This is a genomic window from Candidatus Cardinium hertigii, from assembly GCF_003788695.1.
In genome coordinates, this window is the sequence record NZ_RARA01000027.1 from 1 (window position 1) to 15843 (window position 15843).

The following is a 15843-nucleotide window of genomic DNA, read 5'->3' on the forward strand; positions in this document are numbered from 1 at the left end:
GATTATATGGAGTAAAAAGCTTAGCAAGAAAAGGAAAATTGCCTCTTTATAGCCCGTTTTTACGAAAATAATAAGGCTAACTCATACGAATCTGTCGCTAAAAAACCTAAAAAGGGGAAAATATATATTTTAAAAATTTTATGCGGAATGTCGGAGATAAGTACTAATATGCATATTTTTGATCGTGTTTGTTATAAACAGGCTATTGCACAATAGGCTAACAAAAGTTAGCCATTCATGGACTAATGGACAAGTAGAATGTATGAATCCTACCATTATTTAGGGCGCAGATACCATACAATTGGGATGATCCGCTACAAATTGTGACCAGCATCGAGACTTGGTAGGCGAGCATAGGCGTTGCTGGCTATGACATAAAGCTACCGCCAAAGCATCTGAAGCATCGAACAAAGTGGATTTAGTGGATATATTTAACAGATGACCAACCATTGCAGCAACCTGTTGTTTTGAAGCAGCTCCATGGCCCGTAACGGCTTGCTTTACTTTACGAGGCGCATATTCTGTAACAGGAATTTCACAAACTAACGCCGCTGCAATGGCTACTCCTTGTGCTCTGCCTAATTTAAGCATAGATTGTACATTGGTACCATGGAAAATAGCCTCAATAGCTACTTCATCTGGACCATATTTTTGGAGCAATGCCATCATATGGGTATAGATATAACGCATTCGCAAGAGCTGTTCTTTGTATGTTTTTAGCTGAAATACACCATATTTTATTAATTGTATGGAGCCAGCTCCATGCGTTTCTTGAATAATACCAAAGCCCATTCTTACGCTTCCAGGATCTATTCCTAAAATAATTCTTCCGCCCATATGTTTGTTTAAAATATGCCCTTTTATTACAAATGCTAGCGCTTAAATTTATTCATTTGCCTGAAAATGAGCATTATCTCCTACATACACTACATTTTTAAGGCTTCAAAACAGTAAATTATGCATTATAACGGATATGAAGATGGCAGCCTAAAATTTTCTAGTCACAGCTTTGTTCAAGGCGCATTTTTTATAAACTTACATTATTGCACTATTTCTAAATACGAACGCGAACAAATACGCATAGGCCACACCACTGAACGGATACTATATAGTACCATATAGCAAATCTTAGTATTAATCTAGGTCGATTTCTGCTAGCGATGTGGTTGCTACTTGTAAGTATGCTTCTGCTTCTTTATTTTCCTCAAATTTTGGTATTACATGCTCCAGTATATGATTTCCCAGCTTCTTATGTACTCCTCCAGTAGGATGAAAAGAATCAAAAAACACAGCATTATCCATATTTTCTTTAGTACGTGGAGGCTTATAGGTAGCATGTATTGTCCCCCCTTGCGTCCATAGCGAAAAGAATTTCTGGGTGGAATTAAAATTATCTTCGACATCTGTCACACCTGGATGCGTAGTATCATAGCCTTTTTTATCATATGCATTGATTATTTCTGTGCTCTGCTTAAAAAGATCAAATAGTAGGACTTGTACCCCATACAGAGACCATTTTTTATTACAATCTCTTAGTATATCAATAATTTTTTGATTGATCGAAACTGTTAACGCTGTGGCCAATGCCTGTTTATTCGTTCCTACAAATTTTGGTATTAAACCTATATTTGGAGCATTAGCAACCACTATATGTGTTACGCCCTTTTCAGCCAAACGATTAATTGCATTTTTTAGCTCATTAGCCGCACAATCAATAATTTTATTACCTTCTCTTTCGCCAGCGTCAAGGGCTCTCATAATATCATTTCCTAGAATCATAATGAAACATAGATCATCTTTTCCAAGGGATGGATTATGACGTATCGCAGCATCAATCTGTTTGCTTAACTGCAAATGATTCACAATCATACCATGCAGCAGATCATTCCCAGGCGTTGCTGCGGCCATGGCCGCAGCATAATTCGTGCCTGCTTTTTCCTTAATACCCTGGCTAAAAGGAAAGGAAAAGCCCACCGTTAAGGCAGGAAGGTTTAAACCACTAACGACCCTTTCAAAGGTCAGGGGACCATTACTCAAGGATCTACTTTCATGAAAAATAGGAGAAAATACAATCTCTTTGTTACTAATTGTATTAAGTGCTGCAAGAAGCACCCCTTCATCAGAGAGACTATCTCCAAATACCATAGCGTTATGAAATAGCCTAATGCGGAGCTTTTGCTCATCACAAATGGGGGACTTCACTGACATTTTTGCCAATACCTTATCCAAATCATCTATGGCATTGTCCGATTCTTGCTTCATGTTTAACGTTCCTTGCTTAGCACAACTACCTAACATAGTCATCATACAAATACAGCAAGAAATTATTAAATTTGGCATATACTTAATGCTAGGTCCTCTACGAAATAATAAAATTGATAGCTTGATCATATTTAACTTTTTTTAAAGATTATAAGATTATAGGAATTTAATTTTAAATGTATCATTTATCTATAATTCCTTTATTGGGCATTTCCTGTATATATAAAAAAAACTTTAAAACAAGACTTCCCTTGCAAAAAATTTTTTTTATTGATTATATAGAATGTCAGCTGTATCGTCGATATTATTATAATAATATAATAAAATATTAATTTAATACATACTCTAATATAATACTATTTATTATGATATTACCGACATGTATCCGTTCAGTCGTATGGCCAATTAGAAATAGTGCAATAATGCAAGATCATAAAAACGCGCCTTGAACAAAGCTGTGATTAGAAAAATTCAGTCTGCAAGGTATTAGAAAATCAGCCTGTTTGAGCCCAAGGCTGTAAGCCTGGGTGAGTTCTGATTTTCAGCTTACAGACTGAATTTTTTAACAGCTTTGTTCACCAGCGCTTGATTTTTTTTGGCTACTTTTTTTGATCAAGCAAAAAAAGTAGCTTTAAAATAAGTAGTTTTTTTAAAAAAATGGATAAAATCATCAATATCTATAAAATATGGCTGCCACGCAAGTGAACGAATACGTACTATATCCATGTTTCTAGAGATATAACTGATGCCAAAATATACGATAAATTTATATATCAATGCTCAGTGTTTTGTAAGTAAAAATGGTGCAATAGCTGTATTTCTTGCTTCCACATGGTAGTTCCATTTGGCGTTTCCAAATATTTAGGAAGTGAACGAAGTTTTGGGTGTTGCATTATGGCTTGAAAGCAAGCCATACCGATTGCTCCATTACCTAGGTTCGCATGTCGATCTTTTCGGGAGCCCATTGCACAGATTGAGTCGTTGACATGGAGCGCATAGAGATATTTTAGCCCAATTATAGCATCAAATTGGGCTAATGTTTTTTCCCATCCAGCCAATGTGCGGATATCATATCCTGCAGCAAAGATATGACAGGTATCCATACAAACACCAATAGGCACTACGTGCTGAACTTTTTCAATGATATAAGCCAATTGTTCAAATGTATAGCCTACTGTGGAACCTTGGCCTGCAGTAGTTTCTATAAGCAGCCGTAAAACAGTATCTTGTGCAAAGAATGCTTCTAATGTCCATAAACTTTCTACAATTCGGTCTAAGCAGGATGGAATAGATGCTCCAGTTGCAGCGCCTGGATGGAAGTTTAAATAGCTGATTTTTAAAGCTAAGCAGCGTTCTACTTCTGCGGAAAAAGCAGCACGGCTTTTGATTAATAAGCTTTCATTATTAGAGCCTAAATTAATTAAATAATTTGCATGGCTCATGATCTGGTTTATAAAAGTAGAGGCTAGGGTATGATACCAGCTATCCAATGCAGTTTGGCTCAACTGCCTCCCTTTCCATTGGAGCTGGTTACTTGTAAACAACTGTATGGTATTGGCATTTATAGCGTACCCTTCTGTTAATGCTTGGTGGAGTCCCCCTTGCGTAGAAGTATGGGCACCAATAAGTGGTATAGTGTTATTGCCTTTTTTCACTTTTTAGATACAGTATCTGTTAAATAGATTATTTTGTTTTTTACCTTCAAAATATTGAATTTTACCCACTTTCCTTGTTCCAAAATATCCGTTCACTGGCGTGGCAGCCATATTTTATAGATTATAGCAAATTGCTAATATTTAATAAATAAAGCTACTTTTTTTGCTTGATCAAAAAAAGTAGCCAAAAAAATCAAGCGCTGGTGAACAAAGCTGTTGAAAATTTCAGTCTGAAAGCTGAAAATCAGAACTCGCCCAGGCTTGCAGCCTTGGGCTCAAACAAGCTGATTTTCTACTAGCTCTCAGCCTGAAATTTCCTAATCACAGCTTTGTTCAAGGCGCATTTTTTACGAACTAGTATTATTATGCTATTTCTAATTGGTGTGAACACAGATACGTATAGGTCACACGACTGAACGGATACCATCGGTATGCATAATTAAGATACAATAGGAAAGCATCAGTAATTACTTTTTATATTTTAGTAGTAGCAACCAAATTTATATATTCCTACACTATTATGCTTCAATATAGTAAGCCGCTATGACCAGTAACCTAAAACATGATGCGTTAATAAAAAAAATTTTAACCAACCCAGTAGCTGCACAGGAGTTTTTAGAATACTATTTACCAGCTGATTTTAAGACTATAGTAGATTTAACAAAAATTACTATAGAAAAAGAATCTTTTGTAGAAGAGGATCGATTATATGGAGTAAAAAGCTTAGCAAGAAAAGGAAAATTGCCTCTTTATAGCCCGTTTTTACGAAAATAATAAGGCTAACTCATACGAATCTGTCGCTAAAAAACCTAAAAAGGGGAAAATATATATTTTAAAAATTTTATGCGGAATGTCGGAGATAAGTACTAATATGCATATTTTTGATCGTGTTTGTTATAAACAGGCTATTGCACAATAGGCTAACAAAAGTTAGCCATTCATGGACTAATGGACAAGTAGAATGTATGAATCCTACCATTATTTAGGGCGCAGATACCATACAATTGGGATGATCCGCTACAAATTGTGACCAGCATCGAGACTTGGTAGGCGAGCATAGGCGTTGCTGGCTATGACATAAAGCTACCGCCAAAGCATCTGAAGCATCGAACAAAGTGGATTTAGTGGATATATTTAACAGATGACCAACCATTGCAGCAACCTGTTGTTTTGAAGCAGCTCCATGGCCCGTAACGGCTTGCTTTACTTTACGAGGCGCATATTCTGTAACAGGAATTTCACAAACTAACGCCGCTGCAATGGCTACTCCTTGTGCTCTGCCTAATTTAAGCATAGATTGTACATTGGTACCATGGAAAATAGCCTCAATAGCTACTTCATCTGGACCATATTTTTGGAGCAATGCCATCATATGGGTATAGATATAACGCATTCGCAAGAGCTGTTCTTTGTATGTTTTTAGCTGAAATACACCATATTTTATTAATTGTATGGAGCCAGCTCCATGCGTTTCTTGAATAATACCAAAGCCCATTCTTACGCTTCCAGGATCTATTCCTAAAATAATTCTTCCGCCCATATGTTTGTTTAAAATATGCCCTTTTATTACAAATGCTAGCGCTTAAATTTATTCATTTGCCTGAAAATGAGCATTATCTCCTACATACACTACATTTTTAAGGCTTCAAAACAGTAAATTATGCATTATAACGGATATGAAGATGGCAGCCTAAAATTTTCTAGTCACAGCTTTGTTCAAGGCGCATTTTTTATAAACTTACATTATTGCACTATTTCTAAATACGAACGCGAACAAATACGCATAGGCCACACCACTGAACGGATACTATATAGTACCATATAGCAAATCTTAGTATTAATCTAGGTCGATTTCTGCTAGCGATGTGGTTGCTACTTGTAAGTATGCTTCTGCTTCTTTATTTTCCTCAAATTTTGGTATTACATGCTCCAGTATATGATTTCCCAGCTTCTTATGTACTCCTCCAGTAGGATGAAAAGAATCAAAAAACACAGCATTATCCATATTTTCTTTAGTACGTGGAGGCTTATAGGTAGCATGTATTGTCCCCCCTTGCGTCCATAGCGAAAAGAATTTCTGGGTGGAATTAAAATTATCTTCGACATCTGTCACACCTGGATGCGTAGTATCATAGCCTTTTTTATCATATGCATTGATTATTTCTGTGCTCTGCTTAAAAAGATCAAATAGTAGGACTTGTACCCCATACAGAGACCATTTTTTATTACAATCTCTTAGTATATCAATAATTTTTTGATTGATCGAAACTGTTAACGCTGTGGCCAATGCCTGTTTATTCGTTCCTACAAATTTTGGTATTAAACCTATATTTGGAGCATTAGCAACCACTATATGTGTTACGCCCTTTTCAGCCAAACGATTAATTGCATTTTTTAGCTCATTAGCCGCACAATCAATAATTTTATTACCTTCTCTTTCGCCAGCGTCAAGGGCTCTCATAATATCATTTCCTAGAATCATAATGAAACATAGATCATCTTTTCCAAGGGATGGATTATGACGTATCGCAGCATCAATCTGTTTGCTTAACTGCAAATGATTCACAATCATACCATGCAGCAGATCATTCCCAGGCGTTGCTGCGGCCATGGCCGCAGCATAATTCGTGCCTGCTTTTTCCTTAATACCCTGGCTAAAAGGAAAGGAAAAGCCCACCGTTAAGGCAGGAAGGTTTAAACCACTAACGACCCTTTCAAAGGTCAGGGGACCATTACTCAAGGATCTACTTTCATGAAAAATAGGAGAAAATACAATCTCTTTGTTACTAATTGTATTAAGTGCTGCAAGAAGCACCCCTTCATCAGAGAGACTATCTCCAAATACCATAGCGTTATGAAATAGCCTAATGCGGAGCTTTTGCTCATCACAAATGGGGGACTTCACTGACATTTTTGCCAATACCTTATCCAAATCATCTATGGCATTGTCCGATTCTTGCTTCATGTTTAACGTTCCTTGCTTAGCACAACTACCTAACATAGTCATCATACAAATACAGCAAGAAATTATTAAATTTGGCATATACTTAATGCTAGGTCCTCTACGAAATAATAAAATTGATAGCTTGATCATATTTAACTTTTTTTAAAGATTATAAGATTATAGGAATTTAATTTTAAATGTATCATTTATCTATAATTCCTTTATTGGGCATTTCCTGTATATATAAAAAAAACTTTAAAACAAGACTTCCCTTGCAAAAAATTTTTTTTATTGATTATATAGAATGTCAGCTGTATCGTCGATATTATTATAATAATATAATAAAATATTAATTTAATACATACTCTAATATAATACTATTTATTATGATATTACCGACATGTATCCGTTCAGTCGTATGGCCAATTAGAAATAGTGCAATAATGCAAGATCATAAAAACGCGCCTTGAACAAAGCTGTGATTAGAAAAATTCAGTCTGCAAGGTATTAGAAAATCAGCCTGTTTGAGCCCAAGGCTGTAAGCCTGGGTGAGTTCTGATTTTCAGCTTACAGACTGAATTTTTTAACAGCTTTGTTCACCAGCGCTTGATTTTTTTTGGCTACTTTTTTTGATCAAGCAAAAAAAGTAGCTTTAAAATAAGTAGTTTTTTTAAAAAAATGGATAAAATCATCAATATCTATAAAATATGGCTGCCACGCAAGTGAACGAATACGTACTATATCCATGTTTCTAGAGATATAACTGATGCCAAAATATACGATAAATTTATATATCAATGCTCAGTGTTTTGTAAGTAAAAATGGTGCAATAGCTGTATTTCTTGCTTCCACATGGTAGTTCCATTTGGCGTTTCCAAATATTTAGGAAGTGAACGAAGTTTTGGGTGTTGCATTATGGCTTGAAAGCAAGCCATACCGATTGCTCCATTACCTAGGTTCGCATGTCGATCTTTTCGGGAGCCCATTGCACAGATTGAGTCGTTGACATGGAGCGCATAGAGATATTTTAGCCCAATTATAGCATCAAATTGGGCTAATGTTTTTTCCCATCCAGCCAATGTGCGGATATCATATCCTGCAGCAAAGATATGACAGGTATCCATACAAACACCAATAGGCACTACGTGCTGAACTTTTTCAATGATATAAGCCAATTGTTCAAATGTATAGCCTACTGTGGAACCTTGGCCTGCAGTAGTTTCTATAAGCAGCCGTAAAACAGTATCTTGTGCAAAGAATGCTTCTAATGTCCATAAACTTTCTACAATTCGGTCTAAGCAGGATGGAATAGATGCTCCAGTTGCAGCGCCTGGATGGAAGTTTAAATAGCTGATTTTTAAAGCTAAGCAGCGTTCTACTTCTGCGGAAAAAGCAGCACGGCTTTTGATTAATAAGCTTTCATTATTAGAGCCTAAATTAATTAAATAATTTGCATGGCTCATGATCTGGTTTATAAAAGTAGAGGCTAGGGTATGATACCAGCTATCCAATGCAGTTTGGCTCAACTGCCTCCCTTTCCATTGGAGCTGGTTACTTGTAAACAACTGTATGGTATTGGCATTTATAGCGTACCCTTCTGTTAATGCTTGGTGGAGTCCCCCTTGCGTAGAAGTATGGGCACCAATAAGTGGTATAGTGTTATTGCCTTTTTTCACTTTTTAGATACAGTATCTGTTAAATAGATTATTTTGTTTTTTACCTTCAAAATATTGAATTTTACCCACTTTCCTTGTTCCAAAATATCCGTTCACTGGCGTGGCAGCCATATTTTATAGATTATAGCAAATTGCTAATATTTAATAAATAAAGCTACTTTTTTTGCTTGATCAAAAAAAGTAGCCAAAAAAATCAAGCGCTGGTGAACAAAGCTGTTGAAAATTTCAGTCTGAAAGCTGAAAATCAGAACTCGCCCAGGCTTGCAGCCTTGGGCTCAAACAAGCTGATTTTCTACTAGCTCTCAGCCTGAAATTTCCTAATCACAGCTTTGTTCAAGGCGCATTTTTTACGAACTAGTATTATTATGCTATTTCTAATTGGTGTGAACACAGATACGTATAGGTCACACGACTGAACGGATACCATCGGTATGCATAATTAAGATACAATAGGAAAGCATCAGTAATTACTTTTTATATTTTAGTAGTAGCAACCAAATTTATATATTCCTACACTATTATGCTTCAATATAGTAAGCCGCTATGACCAGTAACCTAAAACATGATGCGTTAATAAAAAAAATTTTAACCAACCCAGTAGCTGCACAGGAGTTTTTAGAATACTATTTACCAGCTGATTTTAAGACTATAGTAGATTTAACAAAAATTACTATAGAAAAAGAATCTTTTGTAGAAGAGGATCTAAGGAGAAAATTAAGTGATCTTGTATTTTCTGTGCAAACCAAAAATCAGGATACTGCATTTGTTTATGTATTGATTGAGGCGCAAGCTACACCAGACCATTGGATAGCTTTGCGATTATGGAAGTACATACTTTTATTATGCGAACGGCATAAGCAAAAAAAAGATGGTTTACCCTTAATCTGTCCTCTTTTAATCNAGTAGATAAAGAAAAAAATTATCTTTGTATAAAGACGTTGTTATGGTATACTGATACGAAGTTACCAGAAGGGCAACAACAAGAATTAGAACGGATCATTGCTAGTCATTTATCTAAAGAAGAAACCGTTACGATTATGCGAACCATTGCACAAAAATATATTGATGAAGGGATGCAACAAGGAATCATACAAGGTATGGAGAAAGGTATAGAGAAAGGTATAGAGAAAGGTATAGAGGAAGGTATGGAAAAGGGTAAAACTAAAAGAAATCTTGAAATAGCAAAAAAGATGTTAGCTAATAATATGGATGCTACCCTTATTGCGCATATTACTGGGCTTGATATCTCTTTTATTCGTACACTTAAGCAGTGAGACCGTTGCAATAGCAAAAAAAATTGTATCCGTTCACCCAATGGCGTCAACTTAAGGCAATTCATGATTAGCCTACCCTCCTATTATACTTGGTTATCAATAACATCTAAACCTTAAGTTGACGCCATTGTCCGTTCACCTGCGTGGCAGCGATATTATAGATTACAGCAAATGGCTAATATTTATTTAATAATTGATGATTTTATCCATTTTGTTAAAAACTACTTCTTTCAAAACTACTTTTTTTGCTTGATCAAAAAAGATACGAGTAGCCAAAAAAAATCAAGCGCTGGTGAACAAAACTGTTGAAAATTCCAGCCTAAAAGCTAAAAATCAGAACTCACCCTCTACGGTTACTCAATGGATTTGGGAAGCTGGCAAGGCGCGTGAGGGTGAAGCGCACGCAGCATAGTACGCACTATGTGAGTTCGCCCCATGATGTATGTACATACATCATGGGGACCCCAAGTACGCTGAATTCCGAAACGGAACGCAGCTAGCTTTTCAAAGACGAAGAGCAGGCTCAAACAGGCTGATTTTCTACTACCTTTCAGACTGAACTTTTCTAGTCACAGCTTTGTTCAAGGCGCATTTTTTATAAACTTGCATTATTGCGCTATTTCTAAATACGAACGTGAAAAAATACGCATAGGCCACACCACTGAACGGATACTCTAGGCGTTTCCATTCTCTATCCCTCCCCTTACTGCAAGTCAATAACCTCTTAAAGTTAGCCTATGTCAATAGATTGGATCTGTATAGTACACGTAATATATCTGTAAAACAAGAATAAACAGATTATTTTAGTAGCGATTGCAGATGATTTTCCGTAAACATGTTCGCACTTTTTAATTCTTGTATACCATTTATTATTGCCCTCATACTAAGCTTAGAAGCGAAAAGAAGCTTAAAGTTGGCAGCTGTAAATAAGTTGGCGGTATTTAGCTGGGTAATAATATCCTTAAAAAGGACTTTTGAAGATTGCTCCATTGCATCATTTAAATCTAATACATTTAAATTTAACTGCAACATTTCGACTTGAGGGTTTTGAATTACCTCTCCTAGTTTTGATTCCATTATTACTTGAAACATACCCTGCGTCAGTAAATCTAGCTCAGTAAGTACTTGTAAAGTGATCTTCACCTCCTCTGCTTCTTTATGGGATAGTAATACCTGCAAGTTATTTTGTGTAAGCAAACCTGCTTCGAACAGTAGTTCCATGCTCTCTAAACGATATTTAGTTGCAAAAAAGGATGTCCTTTTAGGAGTTAGTAACAACTGAAAATTATCCTGTGTAAGAAGGTTTTGATCTTTTAGCTGCTTCAAAAAGTTACTTCTTGAAGATAGACTACCGCTTGTAAAACTTCGCATGGTAAATTTCATTAGTAATGGGAACGTATATGCTGTAAGCAGATCCAAATTCAGTGCTACTTCCAGTTCTTTTAATGCTGAATCAGCCCACTGTTTGTATATGTCATATGCACGACCACCGTTATCCAACCAACGCGCATGCTTTATTAACAGCTCTAAACTATCCAACGTAAGTACATTTACTATTGCTGATTTTCCTAGTATAGGAAATAGACCTACCACTAAGTCCTTACAAAAAAACAATCCCTCCCTTCCATTAACCTGAGGTGTTGCCAATAGATCTGGATTTTTAACATGAAAATTCTCAACAACCCTAGCCAATTTATAGTAGTATCTTTGCTCCGTAATGCATAGAAAATCCCAGCTCTTTTCATCTGCTAATAACGATGTTAACAATTCCTGATTTAGATAGTTAATAGCATCAAGTTGATTTAATAGATTCATTAAATCAGAGAAAACTGTCTTATAACTGATAGCTTTATTAAAATTGTCGTGGATTAAAAGCTTTTTTGCATAAAGTCTCTTAAAAGCCATTGCAGGTGCCAATAAACCTTCGAAATTATTTTGTTGAGATACATAACTTATAGTATCCACTAATTGATCCAAATTTTGTTGTGTAAGAAGACCAGCTTGACAAATTCTTGCAAATATTAAGCTAAAAGTATAACGATCATAACGCTCATTAGGAAAACCCTCCATTAAATTTACTACTTTCCTAAAGTTTCCTGGATTTAACAAACCTCCATCGTTAAGATGCTGCAGCAGATAACCGGATAGTTGTATCTCCTTATACATTTCTTCTAAATTATTACGATCTTCTAAAGTAAAACTTCCTATTTGGTTAAATAAATTTTTACAATCTGTTAAGCTAAGCTGTTTAAAATCTTTTATGATTTCCTCTATTTCATTTTTATTATTTGGTTTATTATCTGGTTCAGTATCTGGATTGGATAGGGCACTAGTACTAGTAGGCGTATCCTTTAACGAATCCATATGGTGATTATGTTTTTGACAACTAATCATAAATATTAGACTAAATATAAATATTAACCGGAACATATGTTTTTTACGTGTAAAATTGTTGGATAAGTAAGCTATACATTTGCCTACATGTCTTTATGTAAGCATTGCCCTGCTTTAGGGCACAACAAGTTTAAAACATAAACCCTAAAAATCCTAATTTTTATCCAAATAGAGGCCGTTACAATATAAAAATTGCAACGGTCTCAGGTTATAAAGCACAAGTTCGGCCACATAGTAGCTTGGCATTGCACCATGGTATAACTGTTTTAAATAGAAATGATATAATAGATCTGATTATAGGAATTTTATTAAAGTGTTATTAATTATTTTAGGCGAACAGCTATTTGTAGTAGAATATGGTGATAGAATTATCCATGGTTATTTGGCTGCAATTTTGTTAACTTGTCTGTTTAGGTAAGTCATAATTTTTACTCTTTGTTAACAGTGTTATGTTGTAACAAATGTGAACAGATACACACTAGAAAAACATCAGCAACTACTTTTTATCTTTTATTTTTTATTAGCAACCAAATTTATATATTCCTACACTATTATGCTTCAATATAGTAAGNTGGCAATTGTTTAGTCATCCTGAACACGCTAAAAAACTCATGACANTGCAGGTGCCAATAAACCTTCGAAATTATTTTGTTGAGATACATAACTTATAGTATCCACTAATTGATCCAAATTTTGTTGTGTAAGAAGACCAGCTTGACAAATTCTTGCAAATATTAAGCTAAAAGTATAACGATCAGAAAGCCCACTAGGAAAACCCTCCATTAAATTTACTACTTTCCTAAAGTTTCCTGGATTTAACAAACCTCCATCGTTAAGGTGCTGTAGCAGATAACCGGATAGTTGTATCTCCTTATACATTTCTTCTAAATTATTACGATCTTCTAAAGTAAAACCTTCTATTTGGTTAAATAAATTTTTACAATCTGTTAAGCTAAGCTGTTTAAAATCTTTTATGATTTCCTCTATTTCATTTTTATTATTTGGTTTATTATCTGGTTCAGGATCTGGATTGGATAGGGCACTAGTACTAGTAGTAGGCGTATCCTTTAACGGATCCATATGGTGATTATGTTTTTGACAACTAATCATAAATATTAGACTAAATAATACTATACATGTTAACCGAAACATATGTTTTTACGTGTAAAATTGTTGAATAAATAAGCTATACATTTGCCCACATGTCTTTTTTAATGTAAATTAAATTAGCTCTGCTTTAGGGAACAACAAATTTAAAACATAAACCCTAAAAATCCTAATTTTTTATCCAAAACACAATACAGCAAAAGTACTCATACTTTTGGGATCTAGCAAAAAGTATCCAGTATCCCTTCACCTGCGTGGCAAAAATGTTTTTAATGTAATTCCTACATTACTTGTATAGTTAGTTTAAACAAATTTAAACATGCAGCATATTATTATTCATAATATTACTGGTAATCAATTTTTATAGAAAATTGAATGGATATTAAGATTTAACTACAACTGGTAAACGGGGATGGATCCGTTCAGTGGAGTGGCCTATGCGTATTTGTTCATGTTTGTACCTAGCAATAGCGCAATAATGCAAGATTATAAAAAACGCGCCTTGAACAAAGCTGTGATTAGAAAAGAAAGGCTGCAAGCTTAGTAGAAAATCAGCCTGTTTAAGCCTACTCTTCGTCTTTGAAAAGCTGGCTGCGTTCCGTTTCGGGATTCAGTGTACTCGCATAGTGGGTACTATGCTGCGTGCACTTCACCCTCGCGCGCCTTGCCAGCTTCCCAAATCCATTGAGTAACCGTAGGGGGCGAGTTCTAATTTTCAGCTTGCAACCTGGAATTTTCAACAGCTTTATTCACCAGTGCTTGATTTTTTTTGGCTACTTTTTTTGATCAAGCAAAAAAAGCAGCTTTAAAAGAAGTAGTTTTTTAAAAAATGGATATAATAATCAATTATTGAATACTACCCATTTGCTGTAATCTATAAAATATGGCTACCACGCAAGTGAACGGACAATGGCGTCAACTTAAGGTTTAGCTGTTATTGATAACCAAGTAGAATAGGAGGGTAGGCTAATCATGAATTGCCTTAAGTTGACGCCATTGAGTGAAAGGATACCATCTTTTGCCTAAGTATTACATCTATGGCTTATAAAGTGATTTTAGTAGCAATTGTAGCTCATCCTTCGTAAACGCGTTTGCACTTTTTAACTGTTGTATACCATTTGTTAGTGTGCTCATACTAAGCCTAGAAGCAAAAAAAAGCTTAAAGTTGGCAGCTGTAAATAAGCCGACGGTATTTAGTTCCGTAATAAGCTCCTTTAACAAACGGCCTCTAAAAAAGGGACCAAATCTTTCGCCTTGAGGGTGTACAATTAACTCTCCTAGTTTTGATTCCATTATTACTTGAAACATATCCTGCGTCAGTAAGCCTAAGTCAGTAAGTACTTTTAAGATGATATTCACGCTCTCTACTTCTTCATGGGATAGTAATAGCTGCAAGTTATTTTTTGTAAAAAGCAAATCTGTTCCGAACAGTAGTTCCATGTTCTTTAACATAGGTATAAAATAGGGTAAATGTGCCCTTGTATTAGCAGTTAATAACCACTGAAAATTATCCTGTGTAAGAAAGTTGTGAACTTTTAGCTGCTTCAAAAACTTACTTCTTGAAGATAGAATATTCCTTGTTGTTGTTAGCATGGTACATTTTATTAGTAATGGGAACGTATATGCTGTAAGCAGATCCAAATTCAATGCTACTTCCAGTTCTTTTAATGCTGAATCAGCCCACTGTTTGTATGTGTTATATGTACGACCATCGCTACTCAACGAACGCGCATGCTTTATTAACAGCTCTAAACTATCCAACGTAAGTACATTTACTATTGCTGCTTTTTCTAGTATAGGAAATAGACCTACCACTAAGTCCTTACAAAAAAACAATCCCTCTCTTCCATTAAACTGAGATGATGCCAATAGAGCTGGATTTTTAACATGAAAATTCTCAACAATAATAGCCAATTTATAATAGTATCTTTCCTCCGTAATGCATAGAAGATCCCAGCTCTTTTCATCTGCTAATAACGATGTTAACAATTCCTGATTTAGATAGTTAATAGCATCAAGTTGATTTAATAGATTCATTAAATCAGAGAAAACTGTCTTATAACTGATAGCTTTATTAAAATTGTCGTGGGTTAAAAGTTTTTTTGCATAAAGCTTCTTAAAAGCCAGTGCAGCTGCCAATAAACCTTCTAAATTATTTTGTTGAGATACATAACTTATAGTATCCACTAATTGATCCAAATTTTGTTGTGTAAGAAGACCAGCTTGACAAATTCTTGCAAATATTAAGCTAAAAGCATAACGATCAGAAAGCCCACTAGGAAAACCCTCCATTAAATTTACTACTTTCCTAAAGTTTCCTGGATTTAACAAACCTCCATCGTTAAGGTGCTGTAGCAGATAACCGGATAGTTGTATCTCCTTATACATTTCTTCTAAATTATTACGATCTTCTAAAGTAAAACCTTCTATTTGGTTAAATAAATTTTTACAATCTGTTAAGCTAAGCTGTTTAAAATCTTTTATGATTTCCTCTATTTCATTTTTATTATTTGGTTTATTATCTGGTTCAG

At 35.0% G+C, this 15843-nt stretch carries 10 protein-coding genes and 2 pseudogenes; 5 read left to right on the plus strand and 7 right to left on the minus strand.

Annotated elements, in window-relative coordinates; translation table 11 throughout:
• Window positions 1-171: 171 nt before the first annotated feature.
• A pseudogene (locus EDM02_RS06040) lies at window positions 172-277 on the plus strand (IS481 family transposase); the annotation flags it as partial.
• A 2-nt stretch (window positions 278-279) separates the two neighbouring features.
• Here the strand turns inward: EDM02_RS06040 and ruvC (EDM02_RS04615) are convergent.
• The 3 genes from ruvC (EDM02_RS04615) to EDM02_RS04625 form a co-directional block, all read right to left on the minus strand.
• Window positions 280-837, minus strand: coding sequence for a crossover junction endodeoxyribonuclease RuvC (ruvC, locus tag EDM02_RS04615; RefSeq protein ID WP_123663464.1), 558 nt, complete (start codon window positions 835-837; stop codon window positions 280-282).
• Between the two features lie 297 nt (window positions 838-1134).
• A complete protein-coding gene (locus EDM02_RS04620; RefSeq protein ID WP_184891149.1) occupies window positions 1135-2340 on the minus strand; it encodes an SGNH/GDSL hydrolase family protein in 1206 nt (401 codons plus the stop codon).
• A 695-nt stretch (window positions 2341-3035) separates the two neighbouring features.
• The gene (locus tag EDM02_RS04625; protein WP_123663468.1) at window positions 3036-3917 is read right to left on the minus strand and encodes a deoxyribonuclease IV; all 882 of its coding nucleotides are present in this window, start codon (window positions 3915-3917) and stop codon (window positions 3036-3038) included.
• 543 nt (window positions 3918-4460) lie between these two features.
• On the opposite strand from EDM02_RS04625, the gene EDM02_RS04630 reads away from it, so the two are divergent.
• Together EDM02_RS04630 and EDM02_RS06045 are read left to right on the plus strand one after the other, a co-directional pair.
• The gene (locus EDM02_RS04630) at window positions 4461-4691 is read left to right on the plus strand and encodes an Rpn family recombination-promoting nuclease/putative transposase (protein ID WP_221179611.1); all 231 of its coding nucleotides are present in this window, start codon (window positions 4461-4463) and stop codon (window positions 4689-4691) included.
• A 100-nt stretch (window positions 4692-4791) separates the two neighbouring features.
• Window positions 4792-4897, plus strand: a pseudogene (locus EDM02_RS06045) (IS481 family transposase); the annotation flags it as partial.
• 2 nt (window positions 4898-4899) lie between these two features.
• On the opposite strand, the gene ruvC (EDM02_RS04640) reads toward EDM02_RS06045, so the two are convergent.
• The 3 genes from ruvC (EDM02_RS04640) to EDM02_RS04650 all read right to left on the minus strand — a co-directional run bounded on the left by ruvC (EDM02_RS04640) (window position 4900) and on the right by EDM02_RS04650 (window position 8537).
• Window positions 4900-5457: a crossover junction endodeoxyribonuclease RuvC gene (gene ruvC / locus EDM02_RS04640; protein WP_123663464.1), complete on the minus strand. Its 558-nt coding sequence runs from the start codon at window positions 5455-5457 to the stop codon at window positions 4900-4902.
• Window positions 5458-5754: 297 nt separating this feature from the next.
• A complete protein-coding gene (locus EDM02_RS04645; protein WP_184891149.1) occupies window positions 5755-6960 on the minus strand; it encodes an SGNH/GDSL hydrolase family protein in 1206 nt (401 codons plus the stop codon).
• 695 nt (window positions 6961-7655) lie between these two features.
• Window positions 7656-8537, minus strand: coding sequence for a deoxyribonuclease IV (locus EDM02_RS04650; protein WP_123663468.1), 882 nt, complete (start codon window positions 8535-8537; stop codon window positions 7656-7658).
• A 543-nt stretch (window positions 8538-9080) separates the two neighbouring features.
• On the opposite strand from EDM02_RS04650, the gene EDM02_RS05825 reads away from it, so the two are divergent.
• Together EDM02_RS05825 and EDM02_RS05830 are read left to right on the plus strand one after the other, a co-directional pair.
• The gene (locus tag EDM02_RS05825) at window positions 9081-9443 is read left to right on the plus strand and encodes an Rpn family recombination-promoting nuclease/putative transposase (protein ID WP_221179612.1); all 363 of its coding nucleotides are present in this window, start codon (window positions 9081-9083) and stop codon (window positions 9441-9443) included.
• Window positions 9444-9475: 32 nt separating this feature from the next.
• The gene (locus EDM02_RS05830) at window positions 9476-9811 is read left to right on the plus strand and encodes an RpnC/YadD family protein (RefSeq protein WP_221179613.1); all 336 of its coding nucleotides are present in this window, start codon (window positions 9476-9478) and stop codon (window positions 9809-9811) included.
• Between the two features lie 798 nt (window positions 9812-10609).
• Here the strand turns inward: EDM02_RS05830 and EDM02_RS04660 are convergent.
• Window positions 10610-12175, minus strand: coding sequence for a hypothetical protein (locus tag EDM02_RS04660; RefSeq protein ID WP_148053566.1), 1566 nt, complete (start codon window positions 12173-12175; stop codon window positions 10610-10612).
• Window positions 12176-15843 lie beyond the last annotated feature (3668 nt).

Excerpts from the sequence above, each read along its gene's own strand:
- EDM02_RS04630 (WP_221179611.1), top strand. The coding sequence starts at position 4,461 with ATGACCAGTAACCTAAAACATGATGCGTTAATAAAAAAAATTTTAACC.
- ruvC (WP_123663464.1), bottom strand. The coding sequence starts at position 5,457 with ATGGGCGGAAGAATTATTTTAGGAATAGATCCTGGAAGCGTAAGAATG.
- ruvC (WP_123663464.1), bottom strand. The coding sequence starts at position 837 with ATGGGCGGAAGAATTATTTTAGGAATAGATCCTGGAAGCGTAAGAATG.
- EDM02_RS04620 (WP_184891149.1), bottom strand. The coding sequence starts at position 2,340 with ATGCCAAATTTAATAATTTCTTGCTGTATTTGTATGATGACTATGTTA.
- EDM02_RS04645 (WP_184891149.1), bottom strand. The coding sequence starts at position 6,960 with ATGCCAAATTTAATAATTTCTTGCTGTATTTGTATGATGACTATGTTA.
- EDM02_RS04660 (WP_148053566.1), bottom strand. The coding sequence starts at position 12,175 with ATGGATTCGTTAAAGGATACGCCTACTAGTACTAGTGCCCTATCCAAT.